This is a genomic window from Methylobacterium gregans (assembly GCF_022179245.1).
Classification (GTDB): domain Bacteria; phylum Pseudomonadota; class Alphaproteobacteria; order Rhizobiales; family Beijerinckiaceae; genus Methylobacterium; species Methylobacterium gregans.
The window spans coordinates 1-13,712 of sequence record NZ_BPQM01000013.1; the positions used below are offsets into that span (position 1 = coordinate 1).

Below are 13,712 nucleotides of genomic sequence, written 5' to 3' on the forward strand. Positions count from 1 at the left end.
CGAGCGCCTTGATGCCGGCACGCGCCCGGCCCGCCGCCACGACCTCCAGCATCTCGCCGACCGTGAAGAGCAGCACGACGATGGCGGCCTCCTCGGCGGCGTGGATGGCGAGCGCCCCCGCGGTGGCGACCGACATCAGCATCTCGATGGAGAAGGGCGTGCCGGCCAACGCCGCCACGGCCGCGCGGCGGCCGTAATAGGCGAGCCCGACGAGCGCCCCTGGCCAGTAGGCGTACTCGCCCGCCAGGCCCGGCGCGATCCGCTCGACCAGGAAGCCGGCGGCGAACAGGGCGCCGATCAGGATGCCCAGCCGCGCCTTCCGGCTCCGCCAGAGCGGCGGCTCAGGCTCCTCCGCGGTCCCGGCGGGCGGGGCGCCGCCCGAGGCTTGGGCCATGGCTAAGTCCGCGGCCGTGGGGAGCAGCGCGACGCCGTAGCCCAGGCGCTCGATACGCCCCTCCAATTCGGTCCTCGGCGTCGCAGCCTCATCGAGCGCGAGGTCGAGGACTTGGCTGCCGTAGTTCACGCGCACGTCCGCGACGCCCGGCAGCCGGGAGACGGCGGTCTCGATCTTCCCGGCGCAGGTCGGGCAGTCCATGCCCTTGACCCTGTAGCGCAGGGCCTGCGGACCGTTCGTGGGGAAGGATGTGCGGTCCGCGCCGGCGGCCTGGCTCATGGTGCGCTCCGTTCGCCGGGCTCCTGGTCCGGACTGGGAAGGCCCCCTACATGCACCCTGTAGTCACTACAGGGTCAAGGCCGTGCGGAGCGCTTCTTCCATGACCATCGGCAGCCTCGCGGAGGCCACGCAGACCCGTGTCGAAACGGTCCGGTGGTACGAGAAGGTCGGGTTGCTGCCCCCGCCGGCGCGGTCGAGCGGCAACTACCGGCTCTACGGGCCCGAACACCTGCGCCGGCTGAGCTTCATCCGCCGCGGTCGCGCCCTCGGCTTCACCGTGGAGCAGATCCGGGACCTGCTCGCCTTGGCGGACGACCGGGATCGCTCCTGCGGCGAGGTCGACACCATCGCCCGCGCCCATCTCGCCCACGTGGAGCGCAAGCTGGCCGACCTGACCCGGCTCGCCTCGGAACTCCGCGAGGTCATCGGCCAGTGCGGCTGCGGGTCGGTCTCCGACTGCCGCATCATCGAGGCGCTATCGCCGTTGGGTGAACCCGCGTGAGCGATCTGGGCGCGGGGGTCAGCGAGCGACGTAGGGCATCATCAGCACTCGGCTCTCGAACAGCCCCTTGGCCGCGAACCCGCAGCACGCGACGGCGAGGACAGCGACCGTGATCGCGACGAAGGCTCGGCGCGCGGCGGTCCGGACGTGCGGCCTGATGCGACGGCGGCGGCCCGCGTTCCTCTGGCCCCAGGAATGGCGTTCCACGCGAACCGCCCCGTTCCGCCCGACGAGCATCGCAGGCTTGCCACCGCGACCTTAAGAGGCCCGGGGATAACATGCCGGCGGCCAAAGCCCGAAGGGCCGGCGCGGTCAACTCGCGAGAGACAAAAAGACAGTACTACGCGAGGCGAACTCAGGATAGAACAGCCTCGGAAACCAAGAAGCCCACAGGTTGGAACCTGTGGGCTTCACACGGGCCGGAACCCATGGGTTGCTGACGGCGCACCGTTCAGCGTTGACGGATCGGATATGAGTGCATGGAGCTGGATAGTCAAGCGGGAAAATCCAGGATCCGGGCTGCACTCTACATCGATGGCTTCAATTTGTATCATTCCGTCAATGATTTAGGAGAGCCCTTTCTGAAGTGGTGCAACTTCTGGAAGCTGGGGGAGTCGATCATCTCGCGCCAGTCGGAGGAGCTCGTTCGCGTCGTGTTCTGCACGGCCTATTACCCGGGCGATCACAGCAAGAAAATCCGCCACGAGCGCCTGGTCCGCGCCCTCAAACTGGTCGGCGTTGAGACCGTCCTCGGCCACTTCAGCCATGAAGACGCCAAGTGCCGGGACTGTGGCTCCACTTGGCAGAAGCCGACCGAGAAGGCGACGGACATCAATCTCGCGCTTAGCGTCTATGACGACGCAGTACAGGACGTCATGGATACTGCATATCTCCTGACCGCCGATACGGACCAGGCGGCGACAGCCAAGCTGTTCGCCAAGCGCTTTCCCGGCAAGAAGCTCGTCAGCGTCAGCCCCCCGGGCCGGACCCACTCGCAGCACATCCTGTCGCACACCCCGCACAAGATCGCGCTTAACCGGGAGCATATCGAGAGGGCGCTGTTCCCGGGGCTCGTCACCGCGGAGGGGCAGGCCTCCGTCATGCGCCCGCACGAGTACGACCCGCCGGCCGGCTACGTGATGTGGGACCAGCGTCCGAAGCCCGCGCCCAAGTCGGGGGCGAAGGCGGCCGCGCCGGCGGCGGCGATGCCCGAGCGCTGAATCCGCCGTGGCCTCAGGTTAGTTCCCCGCCGCGGTACCGCGCGAACGTCGACCGACCGTCCTTCCCAAACAGGACGACGTCGTAGGTATCAGGCTGCATGTCCTCGACCTCCATGCCGGGCGAACCGACCGGCATGCCTGGCACGGCCAGACCCATTCCCTCGGGTCGCTCCGCGAGGAGCCGCTTGATCGCCCCGGCCGGGACGTGCCCCTCGATCACGTAGCCGCCGACCTGGGCGGTGTGGCAGGAGGCAAGCTCGCGAGGCACCCCCAGGCGGATCTTGAGCGGGTTCACCGGGCCCTCGGTCACGGTGACGGTGAAGCCGGCCTCGCGCAGGTGGGTGACCCATCTCTCGCAGCAGCCGCAGCTCGGGTCCTTGGTCACCGCGACCATCGGCGGCCCCTCCGCCAAGGCGCCCCGTCCAAGCATCAGCCCCACCGCCAAACCCACGAGCACGGTACGTCTGGATGGCATCGCATCGCTCCTCATCGTCATCTACCGTTCGCTCTCACTCGGCCGCCTGCGGCAGCCGCATCGCCTCACCATCCGTCCCCTCGCGGACCGCGCCGGCCGGGGGCAGGCCCCGCCCCTTCACCAGGGCGTAGACCGCCGGGATGACCACCAGGGTCAGCACGGTCGAGGAGACCATCCCGCCGATCATCGGCACCGCGATGCGCTGCATGACCTCGGAGCCTGAACCGGTACTCCAGAGGATGGGCAGCAGGCCCGCCATGATGGCGACGACCGTCATCATCTTGGGCCGGACCCGCTCGACCGCGCCGACCATGATGGCCCGGCGCAGGTCCGGGCGCGCGAGCGGGCGTCCCTCGCGCTCGCACTGGGCGCGGACCTCGTCGAGGGCGTGGTCGAGGTAGACCAGCATGATCACCCCGGTCTCGGCAGCGACGCCAGCCAGGGCGATGAAGCCGACCGCCACAGCGACCGACAGGTTGAAGCCCATCCACCAGAGCAGCCACACCCCGCCGACCAGGGCAAAAGGCAGCGACAGCATCACGATGAGTGTCTCGGTCAGGCGCCGGAAGTTCAGGTAGAGCAGCAGGAACACGATCAGCAGCGTCAGCGGCACCACGACCGCGAGGCGCGCCTCCGCACGCTCCAGGTACTCGTACTGTCCGCTCCACTGCAGGGTCGTGCCCTGGGGAAGCCGCACCGCGTCTGCCACCGCCTTGCGCGCCTCGGCGACGTAGCCGCCGAGGTCTCGCCCGGCGATGTCGACGAAGAGGTAGACCGCGAGATGCCCGTTCTCGGTGCGGATCGAGGTCGGCCCTCGGGTGAGCTCGACCTTCGCCACCTCACCGAGCGGCACCGTGCCGCCGGTCGGCAGCGGCACCTGGACCTCTGTCGCGATGGCCCTTGGGTCCGAGCGGAAGGCGCGCGGGTAGCGCACATTGACGGTGTAGCGCTCGCGGCCCTCGACCGTGTTCGTCACGGACTGCCCACCCAGGGCCGTCGCGACGACGTCCTGCACGTCCCCGACCATCAGGCCGTAGCGCCCGAGCGCTTCGCGGTCCGGCGTGATGTCGAGGAAGTAGCCCCCGATGACCCGCTCGGCATAGGCGCTCGACGTGCCCGGCACGGCCCGCACCACCGTCTCCACCTGGCGGGCGACCCCCTCCATCGCCCTGAGGTTGGTGCCCAGCACCTTCACGCCCACCGGGGTGCGGATGCCCGTCGAGAGCATGTCGATGCGCGCGCGGATCGGCTGCGTCCAGGCATTCGACACACCCGGGAACTGCAGGGCCGCGTCCATCTCCGCCTTGAGGCTCGCGAGCGTCACGCCCGGGCGCCACTCCGCCTTCGGCTTCAAGGCGATGACCGTCTCGAACATCTCCATCGGCGCGGGGTCGGTGGCCGTGTTGGCGCGCCCAGCCTTGCCGTAGACCGAGGCCACCTCGGGGAAGCTCTTGATGATGCGGTCCTGGGTGGCGAGGAGCTCGCCGGCCTTGGTCACCGAGATGCCCGGCAGGGTCGTCGGCATGTAGAGCAGCGTGCCTTCGTCGAGCTCCGGCATGAACTCGGATCCGAGTTGCCGGGCCGGCCAAGCGGTCGCGGCCAGTACGCCGACGGCGAGCAGGATGGTGAGGAGTCGGGCTCGCAGAACGCCGGCGATGAGAGGCAGGTACAGCCAGATGAGGAGCCGGTTCAGCGGGTTGCGGTGCTCCGGGACGATGCGCCCGCGCACGAACAGCACCATCAGGGCCGGCACCAGCGTGACCGAGAGGAGCGCCGCCGCCGCCATGGCGAAGGTCTTGGTGAAGGCGAGCGGCCCGAACAGCCGTCCCTCCTGGCTCTCCAGGGTGAAGATCGGCAGGAAGCTCATCGTGATGACGAGGAGCGAGAAGAACAGGGACGGCCCGACCTCCGCAGCGGCCTCGACGAGGACCTCGACCCGCGGCTTGCCCGGGGGCGCCCGCTCCAGGTGCTTGTGGGCGTTCTCGATCATCACGATGGCGGCGTCGACCATGGTGCCGACCGCGATGGCGATGCCGCCCAGGCTCATGATGTTGGCGCCGATTCCGAGCGCCCTCATGCCGGCGAAGGCCATCAGGATGCCGACCGGCAGCATCAGGATGGCCACGAGCGCGCTGCGCACGTGCAGCAGGAACACGATGCAGACGAGAGAGACGACGATGCTCTCCTCGACCAGCGTGTGGCGCAGGGTGTCGATGGCCGCGTCGATGAGCTGCGAGCGGTCGTAGACCGGCAGGATCTCGGTGCCGGCCGGCAGGCTTTTCGCGACCTCTGCGAGCTTCGCCTTGACGCCCTCGATGACGTTGAGTGCGTTGGCGCCGAAGCGCTGCAGGACGATGCCGCCGGCGACCTCGCCCTCGCCGTTCATCTCGGTGATGCCGCGGCGCTCGTCCGGCCCGAGCTCGACCCGGGCGACGTCCCGGAGCCGCAGCGGCGTGCCGCCCACGGTCTTGAGCACGATGTTCTCGATATCGGCGACGCTCTTCAGGTAACCGCGCCCGCGCACCATGAACTCGAACTCGGACAGCTCGACCGTGCGCCCGCCGACGTCGGCGTTGCTCGACCGGATGGCGTCCCGGAGCTTGTTGAGGCTGATGCCCTGCGCGCGCAGCCGGTTCGGGTCCACGACGACGTTGTACTGCTTCACGAACCCGCCGACGCCCGCGACCTCGGCCACGCCCTCCGCGCGCGAGGCCCCGAACCGGATGACCCAATCCTGCAGCGACCGAAGCTCGGCGAGCGTCCGTTCCTTCGCGACGACGACGTACTGGTAGACCCAGCCCACACCGGTCGCGTCGGGTCCGAGGGTCGGCGTCACGCCGACCGGCAGGCGGCTCGCCGCACCGTTGAGGAACTCCAGCACGCGCGAGCGCGCCCAGTACGGGTCGGTGCCGTCCTCGAAGATGACGTAGACGAAGGACACCCCGAAGAACGAGAAGCCGCGCACCACCTTCGCCTTCGGAACCGTCAGCATGGCGGTCGTGAGGGGGAAGGTGACGACGTCCTCGACGGTCGTCGGACTTTGCCCGGGGTATTCGGTGTAGACGATGGCCTGCACGTCCGAGAGGTCGGGGATGGCGTCGAGCGGCAGGGTCTTGAGCGCCAGGACGCCGGTCGCCACCGCGAACACGGTCCCGATCAGCACCAGGACGAGGTTGCGGGCCGACCAGCCGATCAGGCGGGCGATCACGGCGTGCCTCCCGCGCTCGCCGCCTGCTGGTCATCCTTGGGCGCGGTCATGCCCTGCAGCGCCGCCTTCAGGTTGCTCTCGGCGTCAATCAGGAAGTTCGCCGCGGTAACCACGCGGTCACCGGCCGTGACCCCCTCGCGGATCTCGACGTAGCCCCGGCCGCGGAGGCCGACCGTCACCGGCTTCGGCTCGAAGCGCCCCTCGCCGTGGTCGAGCAGCACGACCTGGCGCTCGCCGGTGTCGATGACCGCGTCGTCGGGCACCGCCACCACTGGCTTGGCGTCGCCTGTCGCGATCTCGACGTCCGCGTACATCGACGGGCGCAGGGCGCCGTCGGGGTTCGGCAGCTCGACGCGCAGGCGGGCGGTCCGGGTCTCCATGTTGAGGTGGGGGTAGATCCGGGTCACCGTCCCGGTGAAGGTCCGGTCCGGGAAGGCCCGCACCCGCACCGTCGCCCTCTGTCCCTCCGCCACCCCGGCGAGGTCGCGCTCGGTCACGTCGGCCAGCACCCAGACGCGCGTGTGGTCGACGATGCGGAACAGGACGTCACCGGACTTGGCCTTCATCCCGTCCGAGACGTTGCGCTCGACCACGACGCCGTCCCGGGGCGAGGACCAGGTGATGGAGGGTGGTACCTTATGGGTGCGCTCGATCTCGTCGATGACCTCCGGCGGGATGGCAAGGTTCTCCAGCCGCCGGCGGCCCCCCTCGTAGCCGATGGAGGTCAGGTACTGGGCCGCGACCGCATTGATCTCGGGCGCGAACAGGCGCAGCAGCGGCTGCCCCTTGTGGACGTGGTCGCCGGTGGTGACCGGCTCGACCTTCTCGATGAAGGCGTCCGTGCGCATGGCGATGACGGAGATGCGGCGCTCGTCCTCCTCGACGCTGCCCGGCGCCCGCACCGGCAGAGACAGGACGCGGCGCTCCGCGAGCTCGGTCCGCACGCCCGTGCGCTGGACCTTGCCCGGCGCCACCTTCACGACGCCGCCCTCGTCCTCGCCCGCGTAGACGGGGATGTAGTCCATCCCCATCGAATCCTTCTTCGGCACAGGCGAGGTGTCGGCCAAGCCCATCGGGTTGCGGTAGTACAGCACTTGCCGGGCGTCGGACGTCGCCGCACCCTGCCCCGAAATGCCGTTCGCGGCCCTGTCGGCGGGCATGGCCTCGCCGTCCTCCGGGTCATCGAATCGCACGTCCTCGCTGGCACGCACGGCCCGGAAGACGCGCCCGTCGGCGGTCAGCATCGGCGCGAGCGAGTAGGCCGGCTTCCCGTCCGGGTCCCGATAGTAGACGACCGGCCCGGTCGCCTTCGCGGGGGACGGGGTGACCGGAGCCGGCTCGCCGGGGGGGCGGTGGGCGAGCCGGCTCCGCGCGCGCTCGACGAGCGCCGGCACGGGATTGCCACCGTGCCCGGCGACGTAGCCGGCGCTCCCTGCCACCAGCGCGGCGAGGGCACCGGCCGTCCAGCCCGCCCGGCTCATTTGACGGCCTGGAAGACGAGCTTGTTCTCGACTGTGCCCGTCTCGCCCTGGACCTTGGCCCCGAGCGACAGGCGCCAGCCTCCCGCCATCGAGAGCTTCGCCCTGAAGCGGTAGACGCCCGGCTCGGTCGAGGGGACCTGCTCGATCTTCGAGACCATCTCCTCCATGCTGTCGGGGGCCATGTCGATGCGCTTGGCGAAGATCACGGCGTCGGTCACCGGCTTGCCGGTGCGCCTGTCGACGAGGCGGACGGACAGGACGGCCTCGCCGACCTTCGCCTCACGCTGCACGAGCTCGAACGCGTAGTCCTTGATGTCGGCGACGGCTGGCCCCGTCAGGGCGGCAGCGAACAGCGCAGCCCAGAGGGCGCGCGAGAAGGATTTCCGGGTCACGTTTGTCGTCTCCTGAATGCGATGGATGGCCACGCGCGGACGCGCGTCACCGTGCCGGCGCAGGCGCCGGCGGCATCGGGTCAGGCTCTGGGAGGCTCTGGCGGCGGGGGGCCGTGCACGCTGGCGAACGAGGCCGCTTCGGGCCAAGCCGGCGCGGCGCACGTCGCCCCCGGCCTCGGGATGGGGACCGCGGTCGGCAGGAGCGAGGCGACGCCGGCGTTACAGAGCGCCTTTAGGGGGCAACCCGCCTTGGCGCAGTCCGGGTTCAGTGGCTTCTCGGGCGGGCAGCAGCGCATGTCGTCCATGGCCATGCCGGCCATGTCGGTCCCTCCCATCGCTTCATGGCCCATGCCGGGCATGGCCTCGCGGGACCCTTGCGCCTGCGCCGTCATGGAGGCGCGCATGCCCACGGCGGCCGCGGAAGCGGTCACCGGCGTCAGGGCGAGGCTGACAACCGCCATGAGCGGGAGCAGCCGCCGAAGGGCGAGCCAAAACGTCACGAATCGAGGATGCCAGTTTTCAGGGCGCGCATGAAGCCTCCCGGTTTCCCGCGCGCAGCGACCTGCAGGTGGCCTGGATAAGGCTTTCCACGGTGGGAAGGTCAAGCCCAGGATGGCAGCCTGACTTACGGTCGTCCCGGGTCAGGCCCTAGGGAACCAGGCGTCGCCCGAGCGGCCCTGCATCCGACGCCTCGATCATGGAGCGGATGCGGGCAGACATCGTGTCGACGGCGAAGGGCTTGGTCAGGACCGCCATGCCCGGTGCGAGATGGCCGTTCCCGAGAATGGAATTCTCGGCGTATCCGGTGATGAACAGCACCTTGAGGTCGGGACGGGTGACGCGGCCGGCATCGGCCATCTGCCGGCCGTTCATGCCGCCTGGCAGCCCCACGTCCGTCACCAGAAGGTCGATACGGACGTCCGACTGCAGCACCTTGAGGCCCGCGGCGCTGTCGGCGGCCTCGATGGCGGTGTAGCCGAGATCCTCCAGGATGTCGTTGACCAGCATGCGGACCGTCGGCTCGTCGTCCACGACGAGGACGGTCTCGCCCTGCTCGGAGCGGGGTAGCGTCGTCGCGACTTCGTCACCCGTGTCCTCGGCGATCTCGCCGTAGTGGCGCGGAAGGTAGACGCACACGGTCGTGCCCCTGCCGACTTCCGAGTAGATACGCACCTGCCCGCCGGACTGCTGGGCGAAGCCGTAGATCATCGAGAGGCCGAGTCCAGTGCCCTCGCCCAGCGGCTTGGTGGTGAAGAACGGCTCGAACACCCGCGCGACGACGTCCGGCGGCATGCCGGTACCGGTGTCGGTGACGCAGAGGGAGAGGTACTGCCCCTCGGGCATGTCATGCTGGCGTGCGGCCCGCTCGTCGAGCCATTTGTTGGCGGTCTCGACCGTGATGCGCCCGCCGTCCGGCATCGCGTCACGCGCGTTGATGCACAGGTTGAGCAGCGCGTTCTCAAGCTGCGGTGGGTCCACCAGCGCAGGCCACAGCCCGGATGCGCCGACGACCTCCACGGGAATGGCCGGGCCGACCGTACGCTGGATCAATTCCTGCATGCCGGAGACGAGGCGGTTCACGTCGGTGGGCTTGGGGGCCAGGGTCTGGCGGCGCGAGAAGGCGAGCAGGCGGTGGGTCAGGGCGGCCGCGCGCTTCGAGGCGCCCTGCGCGGCCGCCATGTAGCGGTCGACATCGCTGAGCCGTCCCTGTTGCATCCGGGTCTGCATCAGTTCCAGCGAGCCGGAGATGCCGGCGAGCAGGTTGTTGAAGTCGTGCGCCAAGCCGCCGGTCAACTGTCCGACCGCCTCCATCTTCTGCGATTGCCTCAGGGCTTCCTGAGCCGCCGCGAGTTCCGCCTCGCGCGCCTTCGCCACGCTCAGGTCGCGACCGACGGCGATGAAGTGCAGCCCGTCCGGCTCGGGCGCCACGGTCCATTCGATGGACTTCCACGACCCGTCGCTCGCGGCGATGCGGTTCTCGAACCGGGTTGGCCGCTTCGTGTCGCCCATCCGGACGAGGGCCGCAAGCGTCTGGTCCGTGTCGTCGGGATGCATGAAGGTCGCGTAGGGCCGCGACAGGAGCTCGGCCTCGGACCAGCCTAGCACCTGGGTCCAGGCAGGACTCACCGCCGACATCGTCCCCTGGTAGTTGGCGCGGGCCAGCATGTCCTCGGACAGGTTCCAGAGCCGGTCGCGCTCGGCGGTACGCTCGGCGAGGGTCGCGGCATGCTCCCTCTCCTCCGTCACGTCCCGCGCGCTGCAGTAGAATTGCCCGCCCTCGGGGACCGCGACCCAGGCTAGCCAGCGGTACCCACCGGCGGTGGTGCGGCAGCGGTTCTCGAAGCGGAGGACCGCCTCCCCGGCCCGTAGCCGATCCAGCGCGGCGTGGGTGGCCCTGACGTCGTCGGGGTGGACCAGCTCGACGAAGGGGATGCGTGCGGCCTCCGCATCGCTCCAGCCCAGCAGCGACTTCCAGGCCGGGTTGGTCCGGACGAAGAATCCGGCGTCGTCGGCGATGCCCAGGAGGTCCGTGGAGACCTGCCAAGTCCGGCTCAACTCGCGTGACCGTTCGGCGACCTGCCGTTCGAGGTCGGCGTTGAGGTCGCGCAAGGCCGTCTCGACACGGCTCCGCTCAACCGCGATGCGGGTCCTGCCCGCGACTTCCCGGATGAAGGCCAGGTCGTCCGGCGCCCAGTCCCGCACCTCGGCATGGTTGACGAAGAGGGCGGCCACGAGCCGACCCTGTTCGAGCACCGGCACGTTGACGAAGGCGTGCGCGCCGCGCCCCTTCGAGGCCTCCGCCGCGCCCGCCGTCCTATCGTCGCGCTCGACGTCCGCGATGCTGACGAACTCGCCGCGCTTCAGGCTGTCGATGAACGACCCGTAGGTCCGCAGCGGCACGACGCCGGCGAGGGTCTCGACGCCCGGTGCGTTCCAGTCGCGCTCGACGTGGAGCGTCTCGGCGTCGGGGTCGATGGTGCCGTATCCCACACGGCTGACCGCCAACGTCTCGCCGAGGACCTGCGAGGCCGCGAAAGCGATGTCGTCCGCCCTCGTGAGCTCATTGAACCGGTCGGTGATCCGCACCAGCGCCTCGCGCCGCGTCTCCGCCCGCGCACGGTCGGTGACGTCCGCGCCCTCGATGAAGATACCCCCGACCGTACCGTCGACATCCCGGATCGGTTGGTAGACGACGTCGACGAAGCGCTCGTCATGCGGGCCGCCCGGCACCGCCTGCACGGCGTAGCGGATGCCATGGAACGTCTGCGGCACGCCGCTGTCGTAGACCTGGTCGAGAATTTCCAGGAACCCTTGCTCGACCGCGTCGGGCAGGGCTTCCGCGACCGTCCTGCCTACGACGTCCCGGTGGCCGACGAGCTTCAGGTAGCGGGGATTGGCCAGTTCGAACCGATGCTCCCTGCCGCGCAGCACGGTCATGAACGTCGGGGTCTGCTCGAAGAGGCTGGCGAAGCGCTCGCGCTCGGCCGACAGGCGGCGCTCGGCCAGGACCTGCTTGGTGATCTCGGTACAGGCACAGAACAGCCTCGCGACCGTGTTTCTGTCGTCCGGGACGGGCGTGTAGGAGAACGAGAAGTGCGTTTCCTCGGGGTAGCCGTTCCTGTGCAAGGTGAGCTGGAGGTCGTCCATGTGCACCGGGTCGCCGGCATACACCCGATCCATCAGGACCCCGACCTCGATGCGGACCTCGGGCCAGACATCGAAGAACGGGCGACCGAGGGCATCGGGATGCCGGGCGCCGAGCATGGGGGCGTAGGCGTCGTTGTAGACGAGCGTACGCTCGGGACCCCAGCACAGGAACATCGGCTGGCGCGAGCTGAGCATCACTCGCAACAGCGTCACGAAGGCTTGCGGCCACCGGTCCGCCGGCCCGAGGAACGTCGACGCCCAATCGTGGGCGCGCATCCGCGCGCCCATGTTGCCCCCTCCTGCCAGGAAGCCCGGAGCCTGGGTCATCGGATCAGGCTTGCCCTTGCGCTAGCGGAGACCGTGTCGACCACGGGACCTGACCTACCGTGTGAGCCTCGTGCCGGGCTTTCACGCGCATCGAAGCGCGGGTGAACTCGCTGGCCGAGGTGTGCTTACTTTGGGTGGCTTGGCTTTTCGACCATCCGGCGACGGGCACGACCAGGGAGGTATGACGCGAGCGCTTGGCGGGCATGGCAGCGGCTTAACACGTTTGGCTGGTCGGGATGTCTCCCGTTTTGTCCCACCCGGCGTTCCGACGGAGCTTGCGCCGTCCGTCCCCGACCTATGGCGGCCCCGTCTCGGAACGCGGCAGGCCACTCAGGTCAGGCTCGAACTCCGCAGCTTCGAAGCTCCCTTTCGGGATGCCGCATACGGGCGGCGACCAGGTGCTGGCGACAGTGCGCCTGGCCGCCCCCCGACGCGTGCTGGAGAACCACCGAGTTGGCGCGCGCTACACTCGTAAGTGCGCGTCGCCCTGGCGACCGGCCCGGAGGGCGAATTGCCGGCCGATGTCCACCTTCCTCGGCCGGGTGTCCGGTCGCGGACACATCTCGTCGCGGACCCAGCGATCCAGCCACTAACGGCGTGGTTACCTCGTTGTTCGAATTGACCGATGCGGTTGCCGCCGGATGGCGGACAGTTGAAGCGGACGGTCGCGGCTGCTCTCCCCCGGGATGCAGGAGGCCGCCGAGGATCCTGCCTTCATCTTGGACGTGCATGGCAACGTCCCGAACTTCAAGCGAACGGTCCTGAACACCGGAGCCGTGTCCGGCGGACCAACCCACCGCAACGGCTCGCGCTCCGGCGGGGGAGAAGGTGCCCGACGGCAAGCCCGCGCACGCGGACAACGACTGGCATGCGCACGGGTACAGGCACGAAATGCCCGGCAGGAGATAGGAGTTCTCCGGGCGGCCCGTCCAAGCAGGCGGTGCGGACATGCGGATGCTACCCGAACTCGCGGGTTTTCGCGCCTGGCCGCGGGCATCGGGTACGCGCCCGCGAAGCCTCCCGCGCACGTTACTCCCCATGCGCCGCCCCCAATTCCGGCCTGCGACCTCAGTCGTCGAAGTCGTGGTGGTGATGGTGCCGCTCGAACCGGCGCGGCTCGTATTCGTCGCGGCGCGTGTGATGGTGCCGGACTACGACGTCGTCATGGTCGCCGTGACGGTAGACCTCGACATGATCGTGCGGCCGCCGTTCGCCATAGCCGCGCTCGTAATATTGGGCCGAGGCCGCGGCCGGCGCGATGACGATGGCCGCGGCCATCAAGCCTGCAAGGTGTCGCCGCATCGCTGTATCCTCCGGGGATTCGTATAACGGCAGGTTGCGCCGCCGCCGTTGAATGCGTTCTGAAACCGCCGTTCAGGCAACCGTCACGCTGGGTTCGCCGACCTTTCGAGGAGCGTGGGACTGGGCCGCCCGCCGATGCCGCCGTCCCGGCCCCGGGTCGACGTTCCGCTACACGGTGGCCGTGCTCCTCCACGATGGCGCGCTTGCGGGCGTCGCCGTGGCGGTGACACTCGCGCACCACCGTGCGGTCGTGTTGATGTCGGTCCTCGACGCCGTGCGCGTGATCGAGCTCGCGGTGCTGGTGGCCGCCAGCGTGCGCCGAACCTCGCCGAGGCCGTCGTCCAGAGGGACCCCCGGCAACGGCGCCTGGGATGCTGGTCCGCCACCCGCAAAGCATCGGGGCGCGGTCGTCGGGACTGCGGCACAATGGCTTGGAGCCTGTGCCATTGCCGCAAGCGGCGGCGCCCTGTTAGGTTGCCCGGGA

General features: G+C 69.5%; 12 protein-coding genes. 3 read left to right on the forward strand and 9 right to left on the reverse strand.

From position 1 onward, the window contains the following. Nucleotides 1-673 (reverse strand): cation transporter (locus MFF54_RS03310; protein WP_238301226.1); only part of this gene is annotated, 673 nt, incomplete at its 3' end. Nucleotides 674-773: 100 nt separating this feature from the next. Here MFF54_RS03310 and MFF54_RS03315 point away from each other — a divergent pair. Further along, complete coding sequence (locus tag MFF54_RS03315) at nucleotides 774-1,175, forward strand: MerR family transcriptional regulator (RefSeq protein WP_003602894.1); 402 nt, start codon at nucleotides 774-776, stop codon at nucleotides 1,173-1,175. Between the two features lie 18 nt (nucleotides 1,176-1,193). Here MFF54_RS03315 and MFF54_RS03320 read toward each other — a convergent pair whose 3' ends face one another. After that, complete coding sequence (locus tag MFF54_RS03320; protein WP_231343946.1) at nucleotides 1,194-1,382, reverse strand: hypothetical protein; 189 nt, start codon at nucleotides 1,380-1,382, stop codon at nucleotides 1,194-1,196. A gap of 272 nt (nucleotides 1,383-1,654) precedes the next feature. On the opposite strand from MFF54_RS03320, the gene MFF54_RS03325 reads away from it, so the two are divergent. Then, a complete protein-coding gene (locus tag MFF54_RS03325; RefSeq protein WP_003602898.1) occupies nucleotides 1,655-2,395 on the forward strand; it encodes an NYN domain-containing protein in 741 nt (246 codons plus the stop codon). Between the two features lie 13 nt (nucleotides 2,396-2,408). On the opposite strand, the gene MFF54_RS03330 is transcribed toward MFF54_RS03325, so the two are convergent. The 7 genes from MFF54_RS03330 to MFF54_RS03360 form a co-directional block, all read right to left on the reverse strand. Beyond that, complete coding sequence (locus tag MFF54_RS03330) at nucleotides 2,409-2,885, reverse strand: DUF411 domain-containing protein (protein WP_026105495.1); 477 nt, start codon at nucleotides 2,883-2,885, stop codon at nucleotides 2,409-2,411. A gap of 19 nt (nucleotides 2,886-2,904) precedes the next feature. After that, nucleotides 2,905-6,078 carry an efflux RND transporter permease subunit gene (locus MFF54_RS03335; protein WP_003602902.1) on the reverse strand — a complete coding sequence of 1,058 codons (3,174 nt, stop codon included), beginning with the start codon at nucleotides 6,076-6,078 and terminating at the stop codon, nucleotides 2,905-2,907. Then, nucleotides 6,075-7,559, reverse strand: a complete 1,485-nt coding sequence (locus MFF54_RS03340; RefSeq protein WP_003602903.1) for an efflux RND transporter periplasmic adaptor subunit — start codon at nucleotides 7,557-7,559, stop codon at nucleotides 6,075-6,077. The genes MFF54_RS03335 and MFF54_RS03340 overlap by 4 nt, the downstream gene beginning before the upstream one ends. After that, nucleotides 7,556-7,951 carry a FixH family protein gene (locus tag MFF54_RS03345; protein ID WP_003602904.1) on the reverse strand — a complete coding sequence of 132 codons (396 nt, stop codon included), beginning with the start codon at nucleotides 7,949-7,951 and terminating at the stop codon, nucleotides 7,556-7,558. Before MFF54_RS03345 ends, MFF54_RS03340 begins: the two co-directional genes overlap by 4 nt. A gap of 80 nt (nucleotides 7,952-8,031) precedes the next feature. Next, nucleotides 8,032-8,451 carry a hypothetical protein gene (locus tag MFF54_RS03350; RefSeq protein WP_003602905.1) on the reverse strand — a complete coding sequence of 140 codons (420 nt, stop codon included), beginning with the start codon at nucleotides 8,449-8,451 and terminating at the stop codon, nucleotides 8,032-8,034. A gap of 148 nt (nucleotides 8,452-8,599) precedes the next feature. Beyond that, complete coding sequence (locus MFF54_RS03355) at nucleotides 8,600-11,887, reverse strand: PAS domain-containing protein (RefSeq protein ID WP_238301228.1); 3,288 nt, start codon at nucleotides 11,885-11,887, stop codon at nucleotides 8,600-8,602. A gap of 1,107 nt (nucleotides 11,888-12,994) precedes the next feature. Then, nucleotides 12,995-13,228, reverse strand: coding sequence for a hypothetical protein (locus MFF54_RS03360; protein ID WP_003602908.1), 234 nt, complete (start codon nucleotides 13,226-13,228; stop codon nucleotides 12,995-12,997). A 175-nt stretch (nucleotides 13,229-13,403) separates the two neighbouring features. Between MFF54_RS03360 and MFF54_RS03365 the strand changes: the two genes are divergently transcribed. Then, nucleotides 13,404-13,712: hypothetical protein (locus MFF54_RS03365; RefSeq protein WP_238301227.1), on the forward strand; the 309-nt coding region annotated here is incomplete at its 3' end.

Bases quoted from the DNA above. Each gene is read 5' to 3' on its own strand.
- MFF54_RS03315 (WP_003602894.1), top strand. From the start codon at position 774: ATGACCATCGGCAGCCTCGCGGAGGCCACGCAGACCCGTGTCGAAACG.
- MFF54_RS03325 (WP_003602898.1), top strand. From the start codon at position 1,655: ATGGAGCTGGATAGTCAAGCGGGAAAATCCAGGATCCGGGCTGCACTC.
- MFF54_RS03330 (WP_026105495.1), bottom strand. From the start codon at position 2,885: ATGAGGAGCGATGCGATGCCATCCAGACGTACCGTGCTCGTGGGTTTG.
- MFF54_RS03340 (WP_003602903.1), bottom strand. From the start codon at position 7,559: ATGAGCCGGGCGGGCTGGACGGCCGGTGCCCTCGCCGCGCTGGTGGCA.
- MFF54_RS03355 (WP_238301228.1), bottom strand. From the start codon at position 11,887: ATGGGCGCGCGGATGCGCGCCCACGATTGGGCGTCGACGTTCCTCGGG.
- MFF54_RS03360 (WP_003602908.1), bottom strand. From the start codon at position 13,228: ATGCGGCGACACCTTGCAGGCTTGATGGCCGCGGCCATCGTCATCGCG.